At 38.1% G+C, this 24,697-nt stretch carries 24 protein-coding genes, 1 pseudogene and 1 riboswitch; of the genes and pseudogenes, 12 read left to right on the plus strand and 13 right to left on the minus strand.

Features of this window, described 5'->3' with window-relative positions; genetic code table 11:
• Positions 1-25: 25 nt before the first annotated feature.
• Positions 26-1,618 carry a solute:sodium symporter family transporter gene (locus FLK20_RS07160; RefSeq protein WP_152655884.1) on the plus strand — a complete coding sequence of 531 codons (1,593 nt, stop codon included), beginning with the start codon at positions 26-28 and terminating at the stop codon, positions 1,616-1,618.
• A 74-nt stretch (positions 1,619-1,692) separates the two neighbouring features.
• Here the strand turns inward: FLK20_RS07160 and FLK20_RS07165 are convergent, their stop codons facing one another.
• The gene (locus tag FLK20_RS07165) at positions 1,693-1,905 is read right to left on the minus strand and encodes an MFS transporter (protein WP_227994929.1); all 213 of its coding nucleotides are present in this window, start codon (positions 1,903-1,905) and stop codon (positions 1,693-1,695) included.
• On the opposite strand from FLK20_RS07165, the gene FLK20_RS22225 reads away from it, so the two are divergent.
• From FLK20_RS22225 to FLK20_RS07180, 3 genes are all read left to right on the plus strand, one after another.
• Positions 1,871-1,981, plus strand: a complete 111-nt coding sequence (locus FLK20_RS22225; protein WP_194165565.1) for an AraC family transcriptional regulator — start codon at positions 1,871-1,873, stop codon at positions 1,979-1,981. The two genes, FLK20_RS07165 and FLK20_RS22225, sit on opposite strands and share 35 nt — an antisense overlap.
• Positions 1,982-2,165: 184 nt before the next feature.
• The gene (locus FLK20_RS07175; RefSeq protein ID WP_152655887.1) at positions 2,166-3,542 is read left to right on the plus strand and encodes an alanine/glycine:cation symporter family protein; all 1,377 of its coding nucleotides are present in this window, start codon (positions 2,166-2,168) and stop codon (positions 3,540-3,542) included.
• Positions 3,543-3,966: 424 nt separating this feature from the next.
• Complete coding sequence (locus tag FLK20_RS07180) at positions 3,967-5,898, plus strand: fructose-1,6-bisphosphatase (protein WP_152655889.1); 1,932 nt, start codon at positions 3,967-3,969, stop codon at positions 5,896-5,898.
• 302 nt (positions 5,899-6,200) lie between these two features.
• On the opposite strand, the gene FLK20_RS21865 is transcribed toward FLK20_RS07180, so the two are convergent.
• From FLK20_RS21865 to FLK20_RS07190, 3 genes are all read right to left on the minus strand, one after another.
• Positions 6,201-6,851, minus strand: coding sequence for an MFS transporter (locus tag FLK20_RS21865; RefSeq protein ID WP_227994886.1), 651 nt, complete (start codon positions 6,849-6,851; stop codon positions 6,201-6,203).
• Entirely contained in the window at positions 6,815-7,429 is a 615-nt protein-coding gene (locus tag FLK20_RS21870; protein ID WP_227994888.1) for an MFS transporter, read from the minus strand. The genes FLK20_RS21865 and FLK20_RS21870 overlap by 37 nt, the downstream gene beginning before the upstream one ends.
• Positions 7,430-7,589: 160 nt before the next feature.
• Positions 7,590-8,564, minus strand: a complete 975-nt coding sequence (locus FLK20_RS07190) for a DMT family transporter (protein ID WP_152655891.1) — start codon at positions 8,562-8,564, stop codon at positions 7,590-7,592.
• Between the two features lie 479 nt (positions 8,565-9,043).
• Here FLK20_RS07190 and tnpA point away from each other — a divergent pair.
• The 3 genes and pseudogenes from tnpA to FLK20_RS07205 all read left to right on the plus strand — a co-directional run.
• A pseudogene (gene tnpA, locus FLK20_RS07195) lies at positions 9,044-9,334 on the plus strand (IS200/IS605 family transposase); the annotation flags it as partial.
• A 36-nt stretch (positions 9,335-9,370) separates the two neighbouring features.
• Entirely contained in the window at positions 9,371-10,855 is a 1,485-nt protein-coding gene (locus FLK20_RS07200; RefSeq protein ID WP_152655893.1) for a hypothetical protein, read from the plus strand.
• 221 nt (positions 10,856-11,076) lie between these two features.
• Positions 11,077-11,343: a GNAT family N-acetyltransferase gene (locus FLK20_RS07205; protein WP_152655894.1), complete on the plus strand. Its 267-nt coding sequence runs from the start codon at positions 11,077-11,079 to the stop codon at positions 11,341-11,343.
• Between the two features lie 59 nt (positions 11,344-11,402).
• Here FLK20_RS07205 and FLK20_RS07210 read toward each other — a convergent pair whose 3' ends face one another.
• From FLK20_RS07210 to FLK20_RS07245, 8 genes are all read right to left on the minus strand, one after another.
• Positions 11,403-11,867 (minus strand): GNAT family N-acetyltransferase, encoded by a 465-nt coding sequence (locus FLK20_RS07210; protein WP_152655895.1) that lies wholly within the window; start codon positions 11,865-11,867, stop codon positions 11,403-11,405.
• 304 nt (positions 11,868-12,171) lie between these two features.
• Positions 12,172-13,011: a class II fructose-bisphosphate aldolase gene (locus FLK20_RS07215; RefSeq protein ID WP_194165566.1), complete on the minus strand. Its 840-nt coding sequence runs from the start codon at positions 13,009-13,011 to the stop codon at positions 12,172-12,174.
• Between the two features lie 14 nt (positions 13,012-13,025).
• Positions 13,026-13,409, minus strand: coding sequence for a tetratricopeptide repeat protein (locus tag FLK20_RS07220; protein ID WP_152655897.1), 384 nt, complete (start codon positions 13,407-13,409; stop codon positions 13,026-13,028).
• Between the two features lie 15 nt (positions 13,410-13,424).
• Entirely contained in the window at positions 13,425-14,708 is a 1,284-nt protein-coding gene (locus FLK20_RS07225; protein ID WP_152655898.1) for a PTS sugar transporter subunit IIC, read from the minus strand.
• 16 nt (positions 14,709-14,724) lie between these two features.
• Positions 14,725-15,015, minus strand: a complete 291-nt coding sequence (locus FLK20_RS07230; RefSeq protein WP_152655899.1) for a PTS sugar transporter subunit IIB — start codon at positions 15,013-15,015, stop codon at positions 14,725-14,727.
• A gap of 16 nt (positions 15,016-15,031) precedes the next feature.
• On the minus strand, positions 15,032-16,021 hold the full coding sequence (locus FLK20_RS07235; RefSeq protein WP_152655900.1) for a 6-phosphofructokinase: 990 nt from the start codon (positions 16,019-16,021) through the stop codon (positions 15,032-15,034).
• The gene (locus FLK20_RS07240) at positions 16,021-16,461 is read right to left on the minus strand and encodes a PTS sugar transporter subunit IIA (protein WP_152655901.1); all 441 of its coding nucleotides are present in this window, start codon (positions 16,459-16,461) and stop codon (positions 16,021-16,023) included. The genes FLK20_RS07235 and FLK20_RS07240 overlap by 1 nt, the downstream gene beginning before the upstream one ends.
• Positions 16,458-18,410: a BglG family transcription antiterminator gene (locus tag FLK20_RS07245; protein ID WP_152655902.1), complete on the minus strand. Its 1,953-nt coding sequence runs from the start codon at positions 18,408-18,410 to the stop codon at positions 16,458-16,460. Before FLK20_RS07245 ends, FLK20_RS07240 begins: the two co-directional genes overlap by 4 nt.
• A gap of 134 nt (positions 18,411-18,544) precedes the next feature.
• Between FLK20_RS07245 and FLK20_RS07250 the strand changes: the two genes are divergently transcribed.
• Both FLK20_RS07250 and FLK20_RS07255 read left to right on the plus strand, forming a co-directional pair.
• Positions 18,545-19,192, plus strand: a complete 648-nt coding sequence (locus FLK20_RS07250) for a uridine kinase family protein (protein ID WP_152655903.1) — start codon at positions 18,545-18,547, stop codon at positions 19,190-19,192.
• 391 nt (positions 19,193-19,583) lie between these two features.
• A complete protein-coding gene (locus FLK20_RS07255) occupies positions 19,584-20,447 on the plus strand; it encodes a YitT family protein (RefSeq protein ID WP_152655904.1) in 864 nt (287 codons plus the stop codon).
• Positions 20,448-20,675: 228 nt separating this feature from the next.
• Here FLK20_RS07255 and FLK20_RS07260 read toward each other — a convergent pair whose 3' ends face one another.
• Positions 20,676-20,984: a hypothetical protein gene (locus FLK20_RS07260; RefSeq protein ID WP_194165567.1), complete on the minus strand. Its 309-nt coding sequence runs from the start codon at positions 20,982-20,984 to the stop codon at positions 20,676-20,678.
• Between the two features lie 333 nt (positions 20,985-21,317).
• Positions 21,318-21,418, plus strand: a riboswitch (SAM riboswitch).
• 110 nt (positions 21,419-21,528) lie between these two features.
• Here FLK20_RS07260 and FLK20_RS07265 point away from each other — a divergent pair.
• From FLK20_RS07265 to FLK20_RS07275, 3 genes are read left to right on the plus strand one after another with little or no spacing between them, the layout of a single operon-like run.
• Positions 21,529-22,581, plus strand: coding sequence for a homocysteine S-methyltransferase family protein (locus FLK20_RS07265; RefSeq protein WP_152655906.1), 1,053 nt, complete (start codon positions 21,529-21,531; stop codon positions 22,579-22,581).
• A gap of 27 nt (positions 22,582-22,608) precedes the next feature.
• Positions 22,609-23,358, plus strand: a complete 750-nt coding sequence (locus tag FLK20_RS07270) for a cyclase family protein (protein ID WP_152655907.1) — start codon at positions 22,609-22,611, stop codon at positions 23,356-23,358.
• A 39-nt stretch (positions 23,359-23,397) separates the two neighbouring features.
• Positions 23,398-24,504, plus strand: a complete 1,107-nt coding sequence (locus FLK20_RS07275) for a 5-methyltetrahydropteroyltriglutamate--homocysteine S-methyltransferase (RefSeq protein WP_152655908.1) — start codon at positions 23,398-23,400, stop codon at positions 24,502-24,504.
• Positions 24,505-24,697: the final 193 nt, after the last annotated feature.

The raw sequence follows: 24,697 nt of genomic DNA on the forward strand, positions 1-24,697 counted from the left end.
GCATATGGTTTAGGAGGAGAGTACATTGAATTTATTTAGTATTATCAGTTTTATTGTTGTGCTGGTATTAATCTATCTCTATGCTTTTTACCGTACAAGAAGTATCGATAACAAAGATTCAGAGGGTTACTTTTTGGGGGGACGTTCGCTCGTTGGAACAACTGTTGGTATGACCATTATTATGACTAACCTATCGACAGAACAGCTGGTAGGACAAAACGGTCAGGCCTATGTAGCTGGCATGGAAGTGATGGCTTGGGAAGTAACCGCTTCTATTGCTATTGTAATGCTGGCATGGGTGTTTTTACCGAAATATTTTAAATATGGCGTAAACACCATTTCTGATTTTATTGAAATCCGCTACGATACATTTACAAAAAGAATAGTATCCATTCTCTTTATATTTACCTATGTTGTCAGCTTTATGCCGGTTGTTTTATATTCTGGAGCATTAATTTTTAATGATTTATTCGGCATTGAGCAACATTTAGGTGTCAGCCGAATAACAGCTGTCATTATTATTTCTACCATTATTGGTTTAGTCGGTGTTACCTATTTATTCGTTGGCGGCCTTTCCCTCATTGCCCATAGTGATTCACTATATGGCATTGGTTTATTGCTTGGTGGTATGACGATTACTGTTTTAGGTCTTATTGCGTTGGGTGAAAACAGCTTTTTTACTGGATTAGATCGATTTTTAACAAGTTCGCCCGAAAAATTAAATGCCTGGGGCGCACTGGACTCGCCAATTGTACCATGGCCGACATTATTCTTAGGAATGTTATTTAATAACTTATATTTTTGGTGTACGAACCAAATGATTGTTCAAAAAGCATTAGCTGCAAAAAGTTTAAAGGAAGCACAAAAAGGAGCAATGATTGTTGGGTTCTTTAAAATCTCCGGTATGTTCTTCTTAGTTATTCCTGGTGTTATCGCATACAATATGTTTGGTGATGGCATGCAAATGGATCTTGCTTACCCTGCGTTAGTAGCTGAAGTATTACCTGACTGGGCAGCCGGTCTGTTTGGAGCAGTGGTATTTGGAGCGATTATCAGCTCTTTCGTAGGAGCATTAAGTGCTACTGTTACTTTATTCAGCTTAGATTTCTATAAACCAGTCATTAATAAACAAGCAACAAACCGTCAAATTGCGAAAGCGGGAAGAGTTTTAACCATTGTCATTGGTGTTATTGTTGTTCTTGTCGCACCATTAATCTCTCTGTTTCCGCAAGGGCTATATGCAGTTATTCAAGAATTTAATGGACTATATAGTATGCCGCTCCTGGCAATTATTCTAGTAGGTTTCTATTCTAAAAAGACATCAGCAACTGGCGCGAAGATTACTTTAATATTCCACATTGCTGTGTATGCATTGTCTAAAGTCGTTATTCCGGATATCCATTATCTATATGTTTGGAGTGTCCTCTTCCTGGTAGATTTAGCTATTCTATATTTCTATAGCGTAAAGAGACCATCTCAAGAAGACTTCCAATTCGATAAATATCAAAACAAAGTAGATATTACCCCGTGGAAACATGTTAGATGGGTTGGTATTTTAATCTTAGTGATTGTAGTAGCATCTTATGTTGTCTTTTCTCCGCTTGTATTGGCTAGATAATTTATTTAGAAAGCAAACACCCTCTATATAAAGGATGTTTGCTTTCTATTTATTTCGGTTAATGATTTATTCATTTACAGTGCCGCTTTTTTCTTTGGACTTTTATCATCAAGCCAAATTTTTTCTAACTCTTCCAATGTCTTTCCTTTTGTCTCCGGTACAAACTTCCAGATGAAGATGACAGCAAGTACACTCAACGCACCGTAAATCGAGAATGTCATACCGCCTAATACATCGTGGATTGGCGGGAATGTGGAAGAAATTGCTGGTGAATGCGGTTTTAACAGTACTTCTCATTTTATCACTACATTCAAGAAAAATGTGGATATCTCCCCAAAGCAATTTAGGAATATCTTTTACTAGGATATAATTATGCTGCAATTTGTTATGATAACAAATTGCATATATTTTATTTGGATCTATTGTTTAATATTTCTTTATTTTCTAATAGATTTTTTATAAACATTCGTATACAATAAAAAAATACAATTACTTTAATTGTATTTTTGTGAAAAAACATACATTAAATAAAGGGGGAGGTAAGAGGATGGGAAATATACAAAGTATAGTTGATGCTATTAATGGAGTAGTCTGGGGACCGATTACACTCATATTAATTGTAGGGACGGGGATATTTTTAACGCTTCGTCTGGGTTTTTTACAATTAAGAGATTTGCCTTATGCCCTCAAATTAACGTTTTCTAAAAGTAAAAAGAAAGATAAAGATGATAAAGGGGATATATCTCACTTTCAATCATTGATGACAGCTATGGCTGCAACGCTTGGAATTGGTAATATGACCGGGGTTGCTTCTGCTATTCTTCTTGGTGGAGTCGGTGCCCTGGTATGGATGTGGCTGGCGGCATTTTTTGGAATGGCAACGAAATATGGTGAAGCTATTCTTGCTGTTAAATATCGTACAGTTAACCATAAGGGCGAAATATCAGGTGGACCGATGTACTATATTGAAAAAGGTCTGGGGTGGAAGTGGTTAGCTTTCTTATTTGCATTATTTGGCTTCTTAGCATCCTTTGGAATTGGAAACATGACACAATCCAATACGGTTGCAGGTTCTTTACAAGCTACTTTTAATGTAAACCCTTGGATTACTGGTTTTGTATTGATGGTGCTTACAGCTTTAGTTTTATTGGGCGGGATTAAAGGGATTGGACGAGTTACTGCTATATTTGTTCCGTTTATGGCTTTGTTTTATATGTCGGGTGGACTTATCATTATTTTGTTAAATATTACAGAAGTTCCTGCTGCATTTGCAGTTATCTTTGAAGCAGCATTTAATCCTGAGGCTGTTGGTGGCGGAGCGATCGGCATTGCAATTCGATATGGTATTGCACGTGGGGTCTTCTCCAATGAAGCTGGTCTTGGATCAGCTCCTATTGCGGCAGCTGCAGCAAAAACGGATTATCCAGGGCGGCAGGCTTTGGTATCCATGACAGGAACATTTCTTGATACAATGATCGTTTGTACAATTACTGGTCTTGTTATTGTGATGAGCGGTCTTCATTTACAATTAGGGGGAGATGCAGCACCTGTTATTACCGGGGAAGCATTCGAGTCTTTCTTACCGGGCTTAGGTAATTACATTGTTGTATTTGGTATTATCTTTTTTGCGTATTCAACCATTATTGGCTGGTCATACTACGGAGAGAAATGCTTTGGATATATTTTTGGTGATCGTAATACCATCTATTATAAAGTAATTTTCTGTATCGTTGTTATGATTGGTGCAGGTCAATCCGTGCAATTAGTCTGGGATATTGCAGATATTTTCAATGGGCTAATGGCTATCCCCAATTTAATTGCTCTCTGTTTATTATCAGGTGTTATTGTATCTGAAACAAACAAATTTAGAGAGGTACGGAAAAAAGAAAAAGAAGAGGAAAAGAAACAAAAGCTGGCAAGTTAACAGCTGTCTGATAATGGAGATATGTAGAAGGTAAGGAGGTATTCATAGAATCTGGATATAAAGAAAAGCGGGATACATGATGTGAAGGTGTTTACCTTTTCTTTAGATTAGCCGGAAAGAATAGCTTTGAAGCTGTGGATTGCCGTCCTATCAAGAGCATTGCAAATAAGTGAATAATCACAGCACAAGGAAGTCCTGATAAGAAAAGCTCGTGCATTCGCTTGAAAAAAGTGAAAGTGTACGAGTTTTTCTAATAGTATTTTAGGGACAGCTCCGGACATTCACGTACTGCTATTCGCTTCTATATGTGTATATTCTGCAATCTCTTCTATTGTGGCAGGAGCCTATAATTACTGTAATTCTTGCTTCAATGTGTTATGCTATTTAGAAATGATATGGCTTATTTAAAAGGGGGATCTGGAGAGTGAATACAAAATACCTTGATTTATTAGCGGAGAAATTTGATAGCGAAGAGAAGGTTGTGACAGAGCTTATTAATTTGGAGTCGATTTTGGACCTGCCAAAGGGAACCGAGCATTTTGTAAGTGATCTACACGGCGAGTACCAGGCTTTTCAGCATGTGTTACGAAATGGTTCCGGAAAGGTAAGAGAAAAGATAAATGATATTTTTAAAGATAAGCTATCAGAGAAGGAGATAAATGATTTTGCGGCGCTCGTGTATTATCCGGAAGATAAGCTGAAGCTCATGAAACATCAATTTAATTCCAAACAGGCATTAGACGAATGGTATGCAGAGAAAATCGATCATATGATTCACTTAATTTCCTATGCTTCCTCTAAATATACACGCTCTAAGCTGCGTAAGGCATTACCGGAACAGTTTGTATATATTATTGAAGAGCTTCTGTACAAGACAGATGAATATACAAATAAAAAGCCGTATTATGAAAAAATTGTTCAAAAAATTATCTCGCTTGGTCAGGCAGAGAAGCTGATTATTGGCCTATCTTATACAACACAGCGTCTTGTTGTGGATCATCTGCATGTTGTTGGAGATATCTATGACCGCGGACCGGAGCCGGATAAAATTATGGAAACGTTGATCGGTTATCATTCGGTGGATATCCAATGGGGCAACCACGATGTTCTGTGGATTGGTGCATATGCCGGCTCCAAGGTTTGCCTTGCCAATATTATTCGAATTTGTGCACGTTATGACAATTTAGATATCATAGAAGATGCTTATGGAATCAATTTGCGTCCTTTACTTAATTTAGCAGAAAAATATTATGGAGATAATCCTGCTTTCCGGCCTAAAAAACATTCGGATCAGAATATTACGGACCAGGAAAAACTGCAGATTACGAAGATTCATCAAGCGATTGCCATGATTCAATTTAAGCTGGAAAGTCCGATTATTAAACGGCGTTCCTTCTTTAATATGGAAGAGAGACTGGTATTAGAGAAAACAGACTACGAAAAACAGGAAATCATGATTTATGGAAAGACGTATCCACTGGAAAATACATGCTTTTCTACCGTTGATCCTGCTGATCCAGCCAGACTGTTGCCGGAGGAGGAAGAAGTCATTGATAAGCTTTTACTGTCTGTACAGCAATCGGAGAAGCTGAAAAGGCATATGAACTTCTTGATGAAAAAAGGAAGTCTGTATCTGAAATATAATGGCAATCTATTAATTCATGGCTGTATTCCTGTTGATGAAAATGGAAGCATGGAAAAGATGGAGATTGAGGGGAAAGCCTACAAAGGGAGAGAGCTGCTGGATAAATTTGAGTCCTATTTACGCTATGCTTTTGCTCATAAAGAAACGACAGATGATCTGGCAACGGATATGGTGTGGTACTTATGGACAGGAGAATATTCTTCGCTCTTTGGAAAACGGGCCATGACCACTTTTGAACGTTACTTTATTTCCGATAAGGCATCTCATAAAGAGGAAAAAAATCCGTATTATTATTTGCGTGAAAATGTGGAAATGTGTGAGAAGGTTCTGGAGGAATTTGGTTTGAATCCAGGTCAAGGGCATATTATTAACGGACACACACCAGTAAAAGAAATCGATGGGGAGAATCCAATCAAGGCAAACGGCAAAATGATAGTTATCGATGGCGGGTTTTCTAAAGCCTATCAATCTACGACAGGCATTGCCGGCTATACATTATTATATAATTCATTCGGCATGCAGCTTGTTGCCCACCAGCATTTTAATTCAAAAGAGGATGTTGTTTTAAATGGAGCAGATGTTTTATCTGTCCGGCGGGTGGTGGATAAAGAGCTGGAGCGGAAAATGGTCCGGGAGACCAATATCGGGGCTAAGCTGCTGGAAGAAGTTGATATGTTAAATCAACTGATGGAATATCGGTATATTCGTTAAGGGAAGGCTGAAAAGAATATAAAAGGAAAACATATTCGCTTTGGGAAATAATGGGATACGGGACGTTAAAAGAACGAAAGTTTCGAGAAGTACAGGTGAGGTCAGAGGGAGTTTATGGCAGGAAATTTTAAAGAAAACTTGGCAAGCTAAGTCTGAAAGGCGCAGGATTGGTCGCCTTCGTTGCGTTTATACTTTATTCTTTATACTTTCTTAAAGCGTAAAAAAGATTTGCAAGTTACCTTAGAAAAATTTAATAAGCAAAAATAAAATAAGATCCGCAGCATTTTCCCGCGGACCTTATTTTATTTGCCTGCTGCTTCTTTCGGTTCAAAAGAAATCTTTTCATTCCTGCCTGCAACGATCCCAAGGAAGGCAATACATAGGGCTGCCGCCATTAAAATGATAAATGGCACTGTCCAGCCCTCTGTTATTTCGGCGATGGTTCCAAGAAATAACGGACCTGTAGAGGCGACAATATATCCAATCGATTGCGCCATACTGGATAATTGCGCGGATTCCATCACAGTATTGGTACGGAGAACAAAAAACATCATAGCAACACTAAAAGCTGTCCCGGCACCAACACCAGTTAAAATAAGAAAGAAAATAATCCAATTTGAAGAAGAAAAAGCAACCCCTAATAAACCAAAGAAAAATAATAAACCGGCACTGCAGCCAATCAGCCGCTGATTTTGCATGCGGGCGGCGAGGATTGGTGCAATAAATGTCGTTGGAATCAATCCAGCCTGATAAATAGCAATCAACCATCCAGCTTCACTTTCGTTGAATCCTTTGGTGAGAAAAATATCAGGAAGCCAAGTAAATAAACTATATGGTATAAACGATTGCAGTCCCATAAAAAAGGTAACAGCCCAGGCAATTTTTGATTTAAAGATTGCTTTAGAAGGCTGACTTTTTACATTAACAAACACTTTTTTTTCAGATGACCGCATCGCTGGCAGCGGAGCAATAAGACAATAACAGCTGCCAGGGAGAGCACACTCCATAATTGCATGGCATGCCGCCAATCAAAGCCATTTATGGAAGTAATAGGTACGGAAACCCCGGAAGCGAGTGCTCCAAATATATTCATTGAAACAGAATACAGCCCTGTTATAAGTCCCATTCGATAAGGGAATGTCGATTTAATTAAACCTGGCATAAGGATATTCCCAACTGCGATCGCCATTCCGGTCAGGAGTGTGCCAAATAGCAATAGCTCCAGTCCACCGCTTGCCCGGATAAATACACCGATGGACAGGAAAGACATGGAAATAAGTAGTGTCATTTCCATCCCGAGCTTACCGGATATCCTTGGGACAAAAGGAGAAAACAAACCAAAAGCAAGCAATGGTAAGGTACTAACCAGTCCAATCATTGCATTGGAAGCCTCCAGTTCTCCCCGGAAAAGAGGAATAAGCGGTCCGACAGACGTGATTGGTGACCGCAATGTTGCCGCAATCAGTAAAATGGCGAGCAGTAATAAAAATATATAATATCTTCTGGCAAAAGCTTGTTTTGATAGACGCATAAGAATAATTCCTTTACAACATATTTTTAAATATACAAGGAATTATTCTATCAAAAGAGAGAAGAGAATGTAAAGCTATTTTTTAGATCAGCTCTTCTCTTTGTTACTCCTCGCGAACGCTCCGCTAAGAATGGCTGGCTCCATGTAAGAATCGGAGGATTTAGACAGTTTTGTCTCTATTTCGTTTAGAATCTCTTACCTTATTAATTCGCCAAATTCCAAATGCAACACCCATCAAAATAAATAAAATACTGAAGCCCTCCGGGAGAGTTGGGAAGGATGCACGATAAATAAAGGAATAAAGCAGTCCAAACAAGGATTCAAAAACAATCATCATTCCCGCCATAGTGACAGTTAATCGGATTGAAGTCTGGTTCCAGGCCCATGTCGCCACCCAAGAGGCGATTATGCCTAAAATAACAACTCCTATCAAGTAATGCAGCAAATGATCCTTAGCTAAAAGAGTAGTAACGATTTGCTGATTTGTCAGCCAGCTAATCAATAAAACGATGACTACCAATGTCAGGGTCTGGATCCCGACAATCGTCGAAAAAAGATTTGGCGTAACCTGCGACTCTTTTTTCAGGAAATTAGCATTGGATATTCCATACCATGACCATAAAGCCAGCGCAATAAAGCAGCATAGAAACCCAAATAATAGATCAGCTCTGGAAGTAGTCGCGCTGCTGTCAGCCCCTTGCTCGCCGCTATACAATAGAAAAATCCCCAGTAATATCGAAATAGAAGGAATCACCATTATTTTAAAAGGAAATTCTTTATTTAAAAAATTTCCACCTAAGCTGATAACAATGGGCAGTGTTCCAATAATTAATGTGGTAATGGTGGCTCCTGCATATTGAATTCCCAATACTAGAAAAAAGAAATAACCAACATTTCCAGTAAAAGCGTAAAGTAATGCTCTGGACCACATTCTTAGCGGAATATGTACAGCCTCCCGTTTATAGGCTATAAATAAGAGAACAGAATATAATCCATACATAAAATAACGGCCTAACGTCATTTCCAATGATGAAAAAGTGGACAGCATATTCGGAATGAGAAAGGCTAAAGCCCAGGTAGCCCCTGCAACCATACCAAATATAACTCCCAGAAAAGTTGAATGCTGGTTACCCAATTTGATTTACCTCCAAAAATGATAATGTAATTATAGTGGAGCTTTTAAAATGAAAGCTATTGCTATTCAGTTAACGCTAAATACGATAAAGATATGTATCTGATATGTAAGGAAATACACTTTCTTATGTTTTACGATTGAATAAGTACAGTTTAATTGTTCTAAATCTATCACACTACTTATTTAGAAACAAGTAGTGTACAAAATAATGAGAAGGGATTTTGTCTACTTGCTAACTATGAAGTTAGATGATAGGTAATGGAATAGGAAGAAAAATTTGCTATAATTATATTTAAACTTTACAGATTTTCCGAACGAGAAAGCCCATTTCTTTAGAGGTGGGATGATAGAGAGGTAATCTTAAAGTTTTAAATAAAATGTGTATCTTTTTATAGAAAATAGCTTGTTAAGAGAACGTTTGTTTTGTATAATAAAAAGAACAAGTGTTTGCAAAAAGATGGAATCAAAATAGCAATAATAGAAGGAACATATTCCTTCGCGCGGATGTAGAGGAACGTTTCAAACAGTTAGTGCGGGCAATATGTGAAGCATTGAAAATTGTTGTTATAGAGTGTGACAATGACCATAATTATATGTTTCTTAATGTGCTACCAACGCATAGTCCTTCTAATATGATGGCGAAAATCAAAGGAGTGACTTCAAGAAAATGAAGAGAAGCGTTTTCTCATCTTCGGCACTGGCCAATTCTATGGATACGTTCCTATTTGATATCCATTGCAACAAACGTATCAAGTGAAACTATACGTTGAAAGCCAGAAAAAACGAAACTAGAGGGGGCTGAACCTATGGCGAGAAAGCATACACCAAGTTATACGATTGAATTTCCTTTGCACATCCCCCTTTGGCAACAACATCGGTTGGAAAAGAAATTCAACATTGCAAGAAGGCTCTATAATTCTTGTCTAGGGGAAGCTTTAAAACGGCACAAAGCGGTGAAAAGTGATAAGCGTTATCGCGCATTGCTGAAGGAACCTAAATCAAAAGAACGTCATAAGAAATTAGCGGATATTCGTTCAAATTATGGCTTTTCTGAATACGGAATCCATTATTTTGTAAAGGAAGCCCAATACAAATTCAAAGAACATATTGGCAGTTTGGAGGCTCAAAAATTGGCAACAAGAGCTTTTCAAACCGTTGAGAAGCTTCATTTTGGGAAATCCAAAAAAGTATATTTCAAACATGCAAAGGATGCTATTTCCGTAGAAAACAAATCAAACCAAACAGGGTTGAGATATAGAGAAGAAAATATTCTTTGGGGCGATAAACCAACCAGGAAAAATCCGAAACCTAAAAATTGGCTGTGCATACCGATTTCTCCTAAAAAAGAGGATGAATATGCACATCAGGCTTTATTAGACAAGACAAAGTATGTACGCATTTTGAAGCGGGAGGTCAGAGGGAAAACCCGCTATTTTGTTCAACTCATTCAAGAAGGATACCCACCAACCAAAAGAAATCGTAAAGTTGCTCATGACGAAACAAAACGTGTAGGAATAGACATTGGTACATCTACTATTGCGATTAGCAGTGATAGCCTAGTCGAACTTCGTGAACTTGCTCCAGAGTGCCACAATGATGAAAAAGAATTAAGAAGAATTCAACGAAAAATGGATAGATCCAAACGAAGTACCAATCCTGACAATTTTCATAAAAATGGAACGATCAAAAAAGGCAGTTTAACCTGGAAATACTCCAAAAGATATGAAAGGCTGCGTCAAAAACGTAAAGAACGCTACCGCAAAGTTGCTGGCAGGCGAAAAATGTCACATGAAAAATTAGCAAACGATATTCTTACCCTGGGTTCCGATATACGAGTAGAAACGATGCGGTTTCAATCCCTGCAAAAACGTGCGAAAAATACGACTAGAAACAATACCAATGGGAAAATAAACCGGAAAAGGCGTTTTGGAAAATCCATTGCCAAGCGTGCCCCTGCCATGCTGCTCACCATTATCGAGCGCAAACTGAAATATCAAGAAAGAGAATTAAAGAAGATAGATACCTACGCCACAAAAGCGAGTCAATTTAATCATGTAACAGGAAAATACGAGAAAAAACAACTTTCAGAACGCTGGAATGATTTTGGAGAGCTTCGTATCCAACGTGATTTATATAGTGCTTTTTTAATAGCTAATACAAAGGAAACCCTTGATTCTGTTGATATAGAATTATGCAATGCAAAGTGGGCTAACTTTATAGAAATGCATCATGGTGAAATAGAACGACTAAAACAGTCAAAAAGTAAAACAATGCGTTGGTTTATCGCATAAAAATAAACCTGATTGGTCATGAAACGCCCAAGAGAAGCGGAACGACAAGCACACAAGAAGTCTTTTTAGGCTGGCTTGGTGAAGTGCCTTGCACCCTCGCAATACGTCCGTTAATATTTTAAGAGAATATACACCAGTGTTTCAGTGGAAACTCTTTTTTATAGGAAGATAAGGCGCTGTTAAGAAGTGTATTAGTATCTTAGAACCCCACTGCTTTAGCTGTGGGAGTTGTCAGAGCCGTCTATTTACTAAAAGATTGGCAAGGACAAGGAATAGGAAAAGCACTTTTATTAGAATCCTTTCAATTCTTTATAAAACAAGCTATTCACACTGTCCAAGTCGAGGTTCTGGCGGAAAATAACAGCTGTCTGTTTTATGAGCAGCTGGGAGCGGAGCTTATTGAAAAGAAAAAGATTCAAATTGCTGATGATGCGCTGGATTTGATTGTATATGAATGGAAGGATATAAGTGTGATTTTTCCGGCTTAAAATGGAAAGAACTCTTCTTGACAGAAGCTTCTGGAAAAAATAATTTCTGTCAAGAAGGGCTAGTTATAGCTGTTTATATGTAATGAGAATGGAATGTGCAAGCTGGAATCTTCTTTATCCACCTGGATTTTTTCTTCTTGGAAACCGATTCTCTTCAGCATTTTTTGAGCGCGCTGATTTGTTATATGTGTTTCTGCCCGAAATAAATGAATACCAAGATGATCTACTCCGTATGTGATCATCTTCTTTGCGGCAGTATTTCCAATGCCTCTCCCCCATAGACTGCTATCTCCAATTGCAATGCCTAATTCAGCAGTATTACTATGTATATCAGCTAAATCAACATAGCCAGCGAGTCTGCGATGAAATTCGATGCCTAATCGGATGAAATTGGGCTGCTGGTTATAGACGCAATGGCTCCACCACATATAAAGTTCTTCCTGTGATCGGTTTAGCTCCCAGCCATTCGCTGCACAAAAGCTGTTGTCTCTGCTCCAGCTTAAGACTGTTTGGAAATCATGCATGGTTATGGGGGCGAAGGATTGTATTACTATTGTTATTGTTCATCAAATATCTCTCCATCCATGCGGTTTTTGCCGATAATCATTAAGTAGTTGTTTAAAGCCGATTTTAAAAGAAGTACGGAAAAGAGTCAAATGAACTTTAAGAGGGAAGGATGGAGAAAAAATTACAAAAATAATCGTCCAAACGGTTTAAGCTTAATCGTTTGGACGAAAGAATTTAACCTGGCTCAGGCTTTCGATAGAATGAGTAATCACCATCTTGGCAGAGAAGAGGATGACAACTCCAGTGGAATGAATTTTTGTTTTATACCAATTGAAAGAGCTCACTTTTCTCTTTAACAATTTCCTTAATATGCTGGTTTGCAGGAATAAACAGTTTACGAAGAGAAGTCAAAGGTGTTGCCTGGGAAAAGGCGCTATTTACATTATCTATATAGGACTTATTTAACTCTGTTCCTACGTTGACTTTTTTCATGCCAAGGGCCACACATTTTCTCATATCTGCTTCAGACACACCTGTTCCTCCATGCAAAACTAATCCTGCATTATCCAAATTAGCTGCTAACTCTTCTAATAGTTCAAAATTCAGCTTAGCCTTGGATTTATACAATCCATGTGTTGTACCAATAGCTACTGCGATAGCATCGACATTTGTTTCCTGCACAAAATGATAAGCGTCCGCGGGATCTGTATAAATAGCATCCTCTTCACTGACAACGACACCATCTTCAGCTCCGCCGATGGAGCCGACTTCTCCTTCCACAGAGACATTTCTTTCTTTGGCATAGGCAACGACTTCTTTTGTGTTCTTGATGTTCTCTTCTAAGGGCAAGCTGGATCCGTCATACATCACGGAAGTATAACCGGTATCAATAGCCTTTTTGATTACCTCGATATCAGTACAGTGATCCATGTGCAGGCAAACATCTACATTATTTCTCTCGCTCAATGTTTGGATAGATGAAACAAGTAAATCTAATCCAATATATTCTGCTGTTCCAGGAGAGGTTTGAATGATAATTGGTACATTCAATTCTTTTGCACCCTCAATCATTGCCGGGAGCATCTCTAAACAATGGACATTAAAGGAACCGATAGCTCTTTTTCCTTTATTCTCTTTAAATAATTCCGTCAAATTTTTCATTATACATTTCCTCCTTACATATTCCCACGAATGGTATCTTTTGTCAGTTTTATTAATTCATCTGATTTGGCAAGGTAATACTGTACTTTTTCTTTATCATTCTGTTCAGAAGCTTCTTTCCGTTTGAAATTGTAAAGCTTTGTCAAATCAGCAAATGCTTTTCCCATTACCTGTTTTTCAGAAATACTGGCTTCGTAATAGGTGATTGCCTGATCATAATCTTCTATTTCTAAATAAAGACTTCCAATTTTATTCAAATATGAAGTTTTATTCTCTGCGTCTGCTTCTTCAAGCTCTTGCTTGGCCTGCTCAATTTTTGTGAGAAATTCTTCTTTATTTACCACTTTTTCTTCTTTGGGAGAAGCAGCTTTCTTCTTTTTTCTTTGGAAGAATGTCATCTTATTTCATCCTTTCTAGTTGAATATATTCATAATCGGTTCTACAAACCATTTAATAAGTAACCCGGCAGAAACGGTATCGACGTCGGTTGCTGTTGCATTGATGAAGCCTAAATCATTAAAATATGGAACAAGCAGTGCAGGTAACAGGGTAATAAATATCCCATGCGCAATGCCGCCGATTAATACACCGCGCCGGCCGCCGACTGCGTTCATAAATATTCCTGCTGTACCTCCTGCGAAGAAGTTAGTCAGCATCCCTGGAAGAATCATAGCTAATCCGAACAGCGGTAGTATAAACATGGCAATGATTGTACCGATAGTAGTTGTAACAAACCCGGCTGTTACAGCATTAGGTGCATAAGGGAACAGTACCGGACAATCTAACGCCGGCTTTGCGTTTGGAACAACTTTTAATGCAATGCCGCGGAAAGCTGGAACAATTTCTGCCAGCAGTAAACGGACTCCTGAAAGCAGTACATAAACACCCACAACGAACTGAACCGCTTGCAAAAATGCATGAACAATGAAGTTTACATCACCAGATAATTGAGAAGTAAATTCTGCTCCTGCAAAAGCTGCAGTAATAACATAAAGAGGGACCATTATAAAAGCGACAGACAGATACGTGTCGGATAGAAACCCGAGCCCTTTAGGAAATTTAATATCTTCTATAGATTTAGAGCCTTTTCCTATTATTTTTGCAACTCCTGCTCCAAAAAGGTATCCAACTGTGCAAAAGTGACCTAATGCAATATCGTCTGATCCTGTAATTTTACGGACAATTGGCTGAGCAATAGCAGGCATCGCAACTGCGAAGATTCCGCCAATCAATCCTCCGAACAGAATGAGTGTAATTCCAGAGAATCCTGCAGCACTGCCAAAAATAATAGTCATTGTCGCCATCCATAAAATGGCTTGCCCTGTCAGGAATATATATTTCCATTTTGTAATCCTTGCGATAATAATGTTAAAGATAAAAATCGCCAGAAATGTTAATGCTATTTGGTTTCCCAGCCCAAGATTATTCATGGCCTGCCCATTAATTGCTTCGATAGAAGGTACAATTCCCTGCATACCGAATGCTTCCGTGAAAATTTCACCAAAATAGGTCAGAGAATCTACAATAATGGCAGATCCGGCTGATAAAACCATAAACCCAAGCATTGTTTTAAAGCTGCCGGACATTACTTCACCAAACTGCTTGCGCTGAAGCAATAACCCGACAAATGCAATTAAACCGATTGTGATAGCTGCCTGTGTGAGAATACTTTCAATAATAAAGTTAAGAACGGACATCTTAGCTCATCCCTTTCTATAATTCTCCCTTTTCCTGTAAAACTGGAGTTAATTTTTCTTTGATTTCTTCCTTATCTACTAATCTTTCCAGAAAAATAAGGTCCTGTGATAAATCATATCTGGAGAATTGCTCCTCAAAATTTTTCCCTGAAATGATAATGTCTGCGCTTGTGCCGGCAGCAGAGGCAATATCTGAATGATCTACCTTAGCCTCGACGTTTAAATCTTTCAATACTGACTCTACACTCATCTGACAGGCAAAGCTGCTTCCTAATCCAGCTCCGCATACGACTAAAATTTGTAACATGGCATAACACTCCTTATTAATTTAGTAAGTTTACATTTTCCGCTATCTCTAAAAGCTCTTGATTCGTTGTGCTGGCTGAGAAATCTAAATCTTTATAATCAGCAGTAGTTACAGTATCTCTTTTTACCGCAATCATTTCTCCGAAGTTACCATTTAAAATAGCGGCAGCAGTGAAATAGCCGAGCTTGGAGGCAATGATGGCATCCCGGTTGGAAGGGTGCCCTGCCCGGATGTAAAAACCAACCACTGTTTTTCGGACACGGATGCCGGTTAAACGTTCAATGGAATCTGCAATAGCAAAGGAAACACCCTGGTCTCCTGCCTGGTAGTTTTTACTGTCGTAAGCAGATTCCGAGCAAGTGATAATTAAAGATTGCTTTTCTTTTAGTTTAGCTTGTACTTTTTTGGCAATTTCCTCTCTATCTGTGGAACATTCAGGTATGATAGCTAAATCACATCCTCCCGCTAACGCACTTTCTAAAGCGAGATTCCCTGCGTTTCCACCTAAAACTTCGATCATAAATATCCTTCCCGGCATATTTGCAGCTGTATTTTGGATATTTGCAATGATTTTTAATATTTGATTGAGTGCTGTATCGTATCCGATCGTATAGTCTGTTCCAATCACATCGTTATCGACGGTCATAGGAATAAACAATGTATTCATCCCTTCTTCATGAATTCGTTTTGCGGCAATTTGCGATCCGCTTCCGCCGCATATAACGAGACATTCAAATTCCTGCTCAAGTAGTGTTTGAATAATTTTTTGCCTGCCGTCTTGTGTGTATGGCAGCTTACTGCGTGCGGTTCTTAGAAAATGAGCGCCGTCTAAGGAATGATTTTCACAAATTGCTGGTGTTAAATGAATAGGCTGATTTACCAGAATGCCATCATAACCATCATGAAAACCGTATAAATCAATTTCCTTGTTTCGGGCAAGCATTTCAATCATAGAATTAATACCTGCACCATCACCGCCACTGGTAATTAAAGCAACTCGATGCATTATTCATCACCTCCGATTAAATCGTTCAATTTCTGAATAGATGATATATCAGCTATTTTTTGAATCAGTCCATCTTCAATGATTTTTACAATCAATTTAATGATGTTTAAATGCTGATCATTATCCTGAGCAGCAAAACTGATAAGCACCCGAACCGGAGTTTCCATATTAGGAAAACTTATAGACTGTTTTAGTGTTATAAGACTGACGCCAATATCAATGGCTCCGTCTTCCGGTCTGGCATGCGGGATAGCAATACCTGGAGATATAACAATATAAGGTCCATATTCATCAATGTTGCGGATAATATGAAACGCATATTTATCTGTAACGAACCCATTGTGCTCGAGTAAAGCAACTCCCTGATGTATGGCATCCTTCCAATCGTCTGCCTGGACATTTAAACGGACATTTTCTTTTGTAAATTTGATTTCTTTCATACATGAAACTCCTCATATTGATACAATTTTCTGATGAAATCGTCATAATTGTAATCAGAAATAAGTTTTGTAATCCCGTAATCTTCAATTAAAAAACGGTATAATTTTTTAAAGATAATTTCCCATTGTTCCTGTTGATGCTTAGGAATACACAGTATTACGACAACTTGCACGTTTTCCTTTCCCCATAAAATCGGTTTGCTGAGAATACCTACTGCAATACATGGACGCCCTGTTGTATAAACAAGCGGATGTGGAATAGCCAGCAGGCTGCATAGCTCTGAGGAAGCCATTTTTTCTCTTTCAAAAATAGATTCAATTGTAGTCTGACTAATATAATTTCTATCTTTCATTCGCTTCGTTAAATAATGTAATACATCTTCTTTTGTTTCTAAGTTCAAACTTTTTATGAACAGGTCTTTTTTAAATAAATACTGATATGTTTCTATACTGAGCGTTTGATTTGCTGTATTTATTTTCTTTCGTATAGTAATTAAATCCTGATGGTTAATGATAGGATTTACTTTTAATAACTTTCGCGAATCAATAAATGGAATGTCTATCGTCGTTATAATGAGGTCGACGTTGTCTGCTTTGTCTTCTTTAAATTCAGATAAGCTCATCGTGTTAACAATATTGACCTGATCTCCATAAGACCGTAAAATTTTTTCTTTGATTAAAGCAGCAGTTGCCATTCCTGAACCACAAACAATCAGTATATTCTTTATCGTTGTGTGATTTAATCCTTTTCTTTCCAGTGCCACCCCAAAGTGAATGGCGATGTATCCAATTTCATCCTCATGGATAGTTAATTTCATAGATTTGGTTAGATAATTACTCGTTGTCATGGCAAGCTGAAATGCCAAAGGGTAACTATTTTTAATACTGTTTAACGCATCATTTCGAATATTCATTTGATAGACAATCCGTTTAAAGGCAACAACAAGATGGGTAATTAATCCGTTAATCAGCTGCTGATCTTCTATTAGATCAATCGCTGTAGCATCTTTTATTTCGTGCAGTGCTTCGAGGAGCATTTGTTTTATTTGGTCGTACTCCTTGGTGTCAATATATTGGCTGGATAACCTGCTGCTGGCACTTAAATGCTGCGTCAAATAATAAATCTCATCCTTTAGATTAATGCCCATTTTTTTGTGAATTGTTTCAATGATGTCGACAGCTGCGGTGAATTCTTTTGTATGCTCCATGGCAGACTGCAGCTCTTTGCTTACAATAGATTCCTGATGGTTTTGTATTCTCCAAACTGTAATGATAATGTGAATAATTAAATTTTTAATCGCATCATCTGTAAGACGTAACTGATGCTGTATGAGAAGGCTCAACACGATATCTTTCAGACTGTCTACATCAAGAAAATTATTTGGAAATAAATCGTCCAGCAATTCAAATTTTTCATCTTGAAATAGAAAGTCAGATATGCAAAATCGAATTTTTTCCTCCTTTCCCTGAATGACAAATCCGTTCTTCTTGTCAGACACTAAGGTGAGATTGTATTCTTTGAAAGCAGAGCGAACAAGTGGAAGATATTTCTTTAAAGAAGTGGCACTGATAAATAGGCTCTCAGCCAGTTCCTCCTGGAAAATAACTTCACCGTGCAGGCAGTTCATCAATATTTTTCTAACGATTTCGTCAACATGCTGTTTACTTTCTGAATCACCCGTATGTCTACGGTGGACTGCATAATCCGTTTTCGGTAACAGCTCCCGAAATTTATCCTCGTTCCTGATAATCAATTCATAACCTTTTCCTTTGTGAGAAATAATTTCGGCATGATATTTAGGCAATACTACATTTACATTTTTAATATCATTGCGAACCGTTCTTGATGATACATTTAGAAGTAATGCTATTTCTTGTCCTGTATGCATTTCCTTACTACTCGAGAGAAGGTGAAGCATTTTCAATTCCCGTTTATTTAGTAATTCCACTGTTCAACGATCTCCTTTCTAACTCCATATTACGAAAGCGCATTCATTCTATTAAGGCAGCCTTTTTCCTCTCTGTAGGAAAAAAGGTTTCTACTTTGCTTCATTAAGATATAATAGTAGTGGAGGTGAATCCTATGGATAGTATCATACAGGATTTAATTAAATGGATAAATGCACAACATAAGCATATTATCATAGGTATTACCGGACATGGTGGAGCCGGGAAAACAACATTTGCCGAGCAATTGAAGCAGGCTTTCAGCCAAAATGCCAATTTAATTTGTACGGATCCATACATTGTCAGATCAGCATTAAGAAAAGACACGAAAATTACATATACTTATCAAAACGAAGTGCGCACTGCAAAAATGACTGCCTGTCATCCTTTAGCGCATTATGTGGAAGCTTTGGAACGTGATATTCAAATGACACGTGCAGGTATGGTTTGGAATACAATTGACACAGATTATTTACCGGCTGAAAGGGTAGATCCAAACAAAAAGCTGACTATTATGGAAGGGATGAGTATAGCATTTGTAAACCCTGATTATCTGGATTTACAAATTTATCTTTATACAGATGGAGACACAGAATTAGACCGGCGTTCCAGCCGGGATACAGCAGAGCGAAATAGAAATATGAAAGATATACAAAAGTCACATCAAGAAAGAAGAATACAATACAACCATTTTATGCACCCATATAAAGAACAGGCGGATATGATTCTTTTTACGGATGAGAGAGGTGCGCACATTGAGAAAAATACATTATCATCAGAGTAAGATAAGGATATTCAGGCAAGAGGAAGAGATCATTTTGAATCGGTTGCTCTATCCTCAGGCTTGCGCATCACATCACATTGTGCATCGATGCTATGAAAAAATGGGGTATTCTAAAGTAAGTTATGTTTTCAAAGCCAACTTGAAAGCGAGCCCTTAAAAACGCAGAATTATCCATTTTTTATCCGGAAATGGTTGAGTTTAAGATGCAGAAGCGTATAATAAATAATATTGAAAAAGCTGTCTTTATAAGGGTATTTTGTATGAAATAAGAAAATCTAAGAAGGATGCTTATACGCTCCCGATTAATAGGGATTTAAATGCCTTGAAACAGGTGGTAAAATATCTTATTTCACACAAGCGGTAAGAATGGAAGAAAAGGAAGGAAGATTTGATGGGCAAAGCACAAACACAAGCATCGAAAAAAGCGATGTTATTTGCAAGAGGATTCATTATTATTATTGGCGGGTTTATTACGGCTTATGGACTGGAAGCGGTACTGATTCCAAATAGTGTTTCTGATGGTGGTGTAACTGGTCTTAGTATCGTTGGTTCGCAATGGACAGGCTTGCCATTGGGATTGTTGATAGGTATCTTAAATATTCCATTTATTTACTTAGGGTATAAACAGATTGGTAAAAGCTTTGCAGTCCTGTCTATTCTCGGGATTGCTTCCTTAGCTGTAAGTACAAGCCTGATGCATCATGTCCCGACCATTATTGAAATTGAAGGAGATACCCTGCTGGTTACCGTTGTCGGAGGTATTATTATCGGATTTGGTATGGGGCTGGCGCTTCGTAATGGGGGCGCGTTAGACGGAATTGATATGCTGGCTGTTCTATTATCACGGAAGCTTCCTTTTGGAACAAGTGATTTGATTCTCTTCCTTAATTTATTTGTATTTATTGTTGTCTCCACAGTATTCGGTTTACGGGGAGCATTGATGTCAGGGATTGCTTATTTTATTGCTTCTAAAGTAATTCATGTTATTGAAGAGGGTTTGAGCAGTACAAAAGCAGTATATATTATTACAGAGCATGCTGATGAAATGATGCAACAAATCAGAGAGCATTTAGGAAGAGGCTGTACCTTGCAGCATGTAGAAGGCGGCTATTCAAAGCAGCAGTTTAAACAAATAAAGAGTATCATTACCCGTCTGGAAGAAAGTAAAATGAAAGAGATAATTCAGGATGTTGATCCCAATGCATTTGTAACTGTTTACGAGGTTTCCGAGGTGCGTGGCGGAAATTTTGGATAAGGCATTTTAAGGAATGATAAAAAGGCAGCCAATAAGCTTTTTATTGGCTGCCTTCCTGTATATAATTATGATCTTGATCTGAAAATATCAGCAACTGCATGAAATACTTCAATACCCTGGTAAGTGAATACAGACAATGCAGTCAGTGAAAAGAATCCAATAACGATTAATCTAAAAATCATCATTTTTTTTGCCTCCTCTTTTGAATTTTGCTTATATCAAAGAGGCTTAGATAACGAAATTGGATTGATAGAAAACAGGCGTCAACAGCTGTTTTGTACGGTTAGTTCTTACAACTGTAGCGAATAAGCACAGACTGCCTAATAAGAATAGCGTAATGACTAAAGTTGGATGAACTATAAATAATTTAAATTTATCGGATTGATCGTTTCCGCCAATACCTAAATCCTGTGATGCATGATTGTCAACCAGCATATTTTGTTCGGTGAGCACGTAGCTGTGATGTGTACCTGAAAATAATTGTGTCATCGGCAAAAAGAAAATTATGAAAGCAATCATCAAATATCTATTCAACATCTACGCCCCCTTCCGTTCCTGAATTAAAATGTATTTAGAAGCATTCACGATCAAGAAATAATTTCATTATACCAATATCGATACATGAGTTTAATGTAATATATTTCAATGATGAGAGTTTAATGTGTATTATATTCCTATTCTCTCCATGTGTCTAGACTTTTTGAACATTTTATGAATTTTTTTGTATAAGAAAAATATACCCTTTTTCAGAGTAAAGCGAAACATACGCTTAGAGATGCCGATATGCCAGTAATATTTTAAAAATTTCTTATTGACATGAAATTCAAATACATATATAGTTATTTACAACAATTAAATAAGCAATAGATTTTCTTATCCAGAGAGGTGGAGGGACTGGCCCTTAGAAGCCTCGGCAACAGACTTAAAAAGAACTGTGCCAATTCCAGTAGCATGAAGCTAGCAGATAAGGAGAGTACTTGACAATATAATCAAACCTCTTCTTTCTAAAAAAGAAGAGGTTTTTTACGTCTATATTGACTTATCTGTAGAAAAAGAAATGATATACAGGAGGAATGTAAAGATGGCAAAAAGAAGCTTGGAAGAACGTTTAAAGCAGGGAACAGTAATTGTTGGGGAAGGATACTTATTTGAATTAGAGCGCAGAGGATACCTTCAGGCAGGGTCCTTTGTACCGGAAGTAGCGCTGGATAATCCGGAAACCTTAAAAGCCGTATATCGTGATTTTATGAAAGCGGGATCTGATGTTGTGCTGGCATTTACATACAATGCACACCGTGAAAAAATGCGTATCATTGGCAAGGAAGACCTATTAGAGCCTTTAAATAGAAATGCCATTAGGTTAGCGAAGGAAGTAGCTAAAGAACATCCAACGGAAGAAGCGCTGGTTGCGGGTAATATCTCTAATACCAATATCTTTAATCCGGAAGATCAGGAATCAAAGGATAAAGTAAGGGCAATGTTTAATGAGATGGTTTCATGGTGTAAGGATGAAGGAGTGGACTTTATTAATGGTGAAACCTTCTACTACCATGAAGAAGCATTAATTGCCCTGGAAGAAATAAAAAAATATGACTTGCCGGCAGTGATTACATTAGGATTAATGGGTGAGAATATTTTACGCGATGGCTATACAGTAGAAGAGTCATGTAAGATTCTGGAAGAAAATGGTGCGTTGGTTGTTGGTATGAACTGCTTCCGTGGACCGGATACAATGCAGCCTTATTTGGAAAAAATTCGTGAAAATGTAGATGGCTATGTAGGAGCGTTACCGATTCCTTACCGTACAACGGAGGAGCATCCGACTTTCTTTAACCTGCCGGATGGAGGGTGCAGCTGTCATTTACCGACGGAGACAACATTCCCGACTTCACTGGATCCGCTTTACCATAACCGTTATGAGCTGGCTGAATGGGCGAAAAAAGCACATAGCATCGGCATTAATTATATTGGTTTATGCTGTGGAGCTTCGCCGGCAATGGTGCGCGCTGTTGCAGAGGCTGTCGGAATTGAAACAATTAATTCAATCTATTCTCCGGATATGCATAAGCACTTCTTATTTGGTAAAGACGAAACGTTACAGGATCATATTACTGAGTACAAAACAAAAGCTTAAAAGGGACATTATGGGAGGCGGCTTATCATGACGGTTAGACAGGAAAATGAATTATTACAGGCGTTTGAAACAATAAAATCAAAAACATGGGTTGATTTAACACATACATTCGGTCCAGATTCCCCGCATTTTGCCGCATTTAATGATGCGGAATTTGAGACATTGTTTACACATGATGATGGTTTTTTAGCACAGCAATTCAGTGTTTCAGGGCAGTATGGCACGCATATTGATGCGCCAATTCATTTTGTCCGTGATCAGCGTTATTTAGAAGAACTGGATTTAAAAGAAGTTGTTCTCCCGCTTGTCGTTATTGATAAATCTGAGGCAGCTCAGGAAAACCATGATTATATTTTAACGGCAGAAGATATTTTAGCGTTTGAAGCAGTTCATGGGAAAATTGAAGCCGGTACTTTTGTTGCATTGCGGACAGATTGGAGTAAACGCTGGCCGGATAAAGAAGCCTTTGAAAATAAGGATGAAAATGGGGATAGTCATTTACCTGGATGGGGTCTGGACGCTTTAAAATTCCTATTTGAAGAAAGAAATATTAAGGCTGTGGGTCATGAAACGTTTGATACCGATGCAGCTATTGATGCCAGGAAAAATGGCTCTTTAATTGGCGAGTATTATGTGTTAGAACAGGACACTTTCCAGATAGAGCTGTTAACGAATTTGGATCAGTTGCCGGCAAAGGGGGCTGTGATTTTTAACATCAGTCCAAAGCCTGAGAGAGCAAGTGGTTTTCCTGTTCGTTCTTTTGCAATTTTACCATAATAATTTAAAAAGATAGTATAGAAGAGGAGAAAGGAAAAGATGACGAAAACAGCAGTAAAAGCACCATTTCGTGCAGATCATGTTGGAAGCTTATTACGACCGGAACGCATTCATCAGGCAAGAAAGAATTTTCAGGAAGGATCTATCTCTAAAGAGGAGCTTCATCAAATTGAGACAGAAGAAATTAAGCGTATTGTTGATAAGCAAATTGAAATTGGCTTACATGCTGTGACAGATGGCGAATTCAGACGCCGCTTCTGGCATACAGATTTCCAGGAGCATTTAAATGGGGTCGAAGGATATGTGCCGGAGAAAGGATATCAATTTGTAGGGGAAGAAACAGAACGCTACAATGTACGAGTGACTGGAAAGGTTTCTTTTAACCCGGATCATCCGCATGTCAAGGAATTTGTTGAATTTAAAGAGATTGTCGGTAATCGGGCTATTGCGAAACAAACGATCCCAAGTCCAAATCAGTTTTTCAATGCAGGTATCAGAAACCTTGAAGTTTATCCGGATATTGAGGAATACGCAAATGATATTATTCAAACTTACCGGGATGCTATTAAAGCATTCTATGATGCGGGTTGTCGGTATTTGCAGTTAGATGATGTTTATATTGCAGGTTTAAGTTCACCCGAAATTCCATTTAATGATAGTGGATATGATCGGGAAAAATTAATTGACTTAGCATTAAGAGTGGTGAACCGTGTTCTTGAAGATAAACCAGAGGACTTAACGATTACAACCCACCTTTGCCGCGGTAACTATCGTTCTAAATGGGCTTTTGAAGGAAGCTATGCAAAAATAGCTCCCACCTTGTTTGCAAAAGAAAAAGTGGATGGCTTCTTCCTAGAATATGATGATGACCGTTCCGGCGGCTTTGAACCGCTGGATTATATTCCAAATGGTGGTCCGCGCGTGGTACTGGGAGTATTTACTTCGAAGCATGGTGAACTGGAACCAAAGGAAAATATTAAAGCAAGAATTGAAGAAGCGTCAAAATATGTTCCATTGGATCAATTATGCATCAGTCCACAATGCGGTTTTGCATCAACGCATCATGGTAATCTTTTAACAGAGGAAGAGCAGTGGAACAAGTTAAAATATATCGTGGATACTGCCAAAGAAGTATGGGGCGAATAAAAGAAAACAACGCGTTATCACAGCATGAGTGTCCGTAATTCCCCTTATTGTATATGGAAGGACATATTTAATATGGATAGGGAAAAACGGAGCACTTCATTTCCTGATTGGTTCAGCTAAAATTTAACGGGAAAACCGCCCGTTAAATTAGTTTCACCGTATCACAGCATGAGTGTCCGTAATTCCCCTTCAT

Origin of the sequence: Oceanobacillus sp. CFH 90083 (assembly GCF_009389585.1) — a bacterium.
Lineage (GTDB): Bacteria > Bacillota > Bacilli > Bacillales > Amphibacillaceae > Oceanobacillus.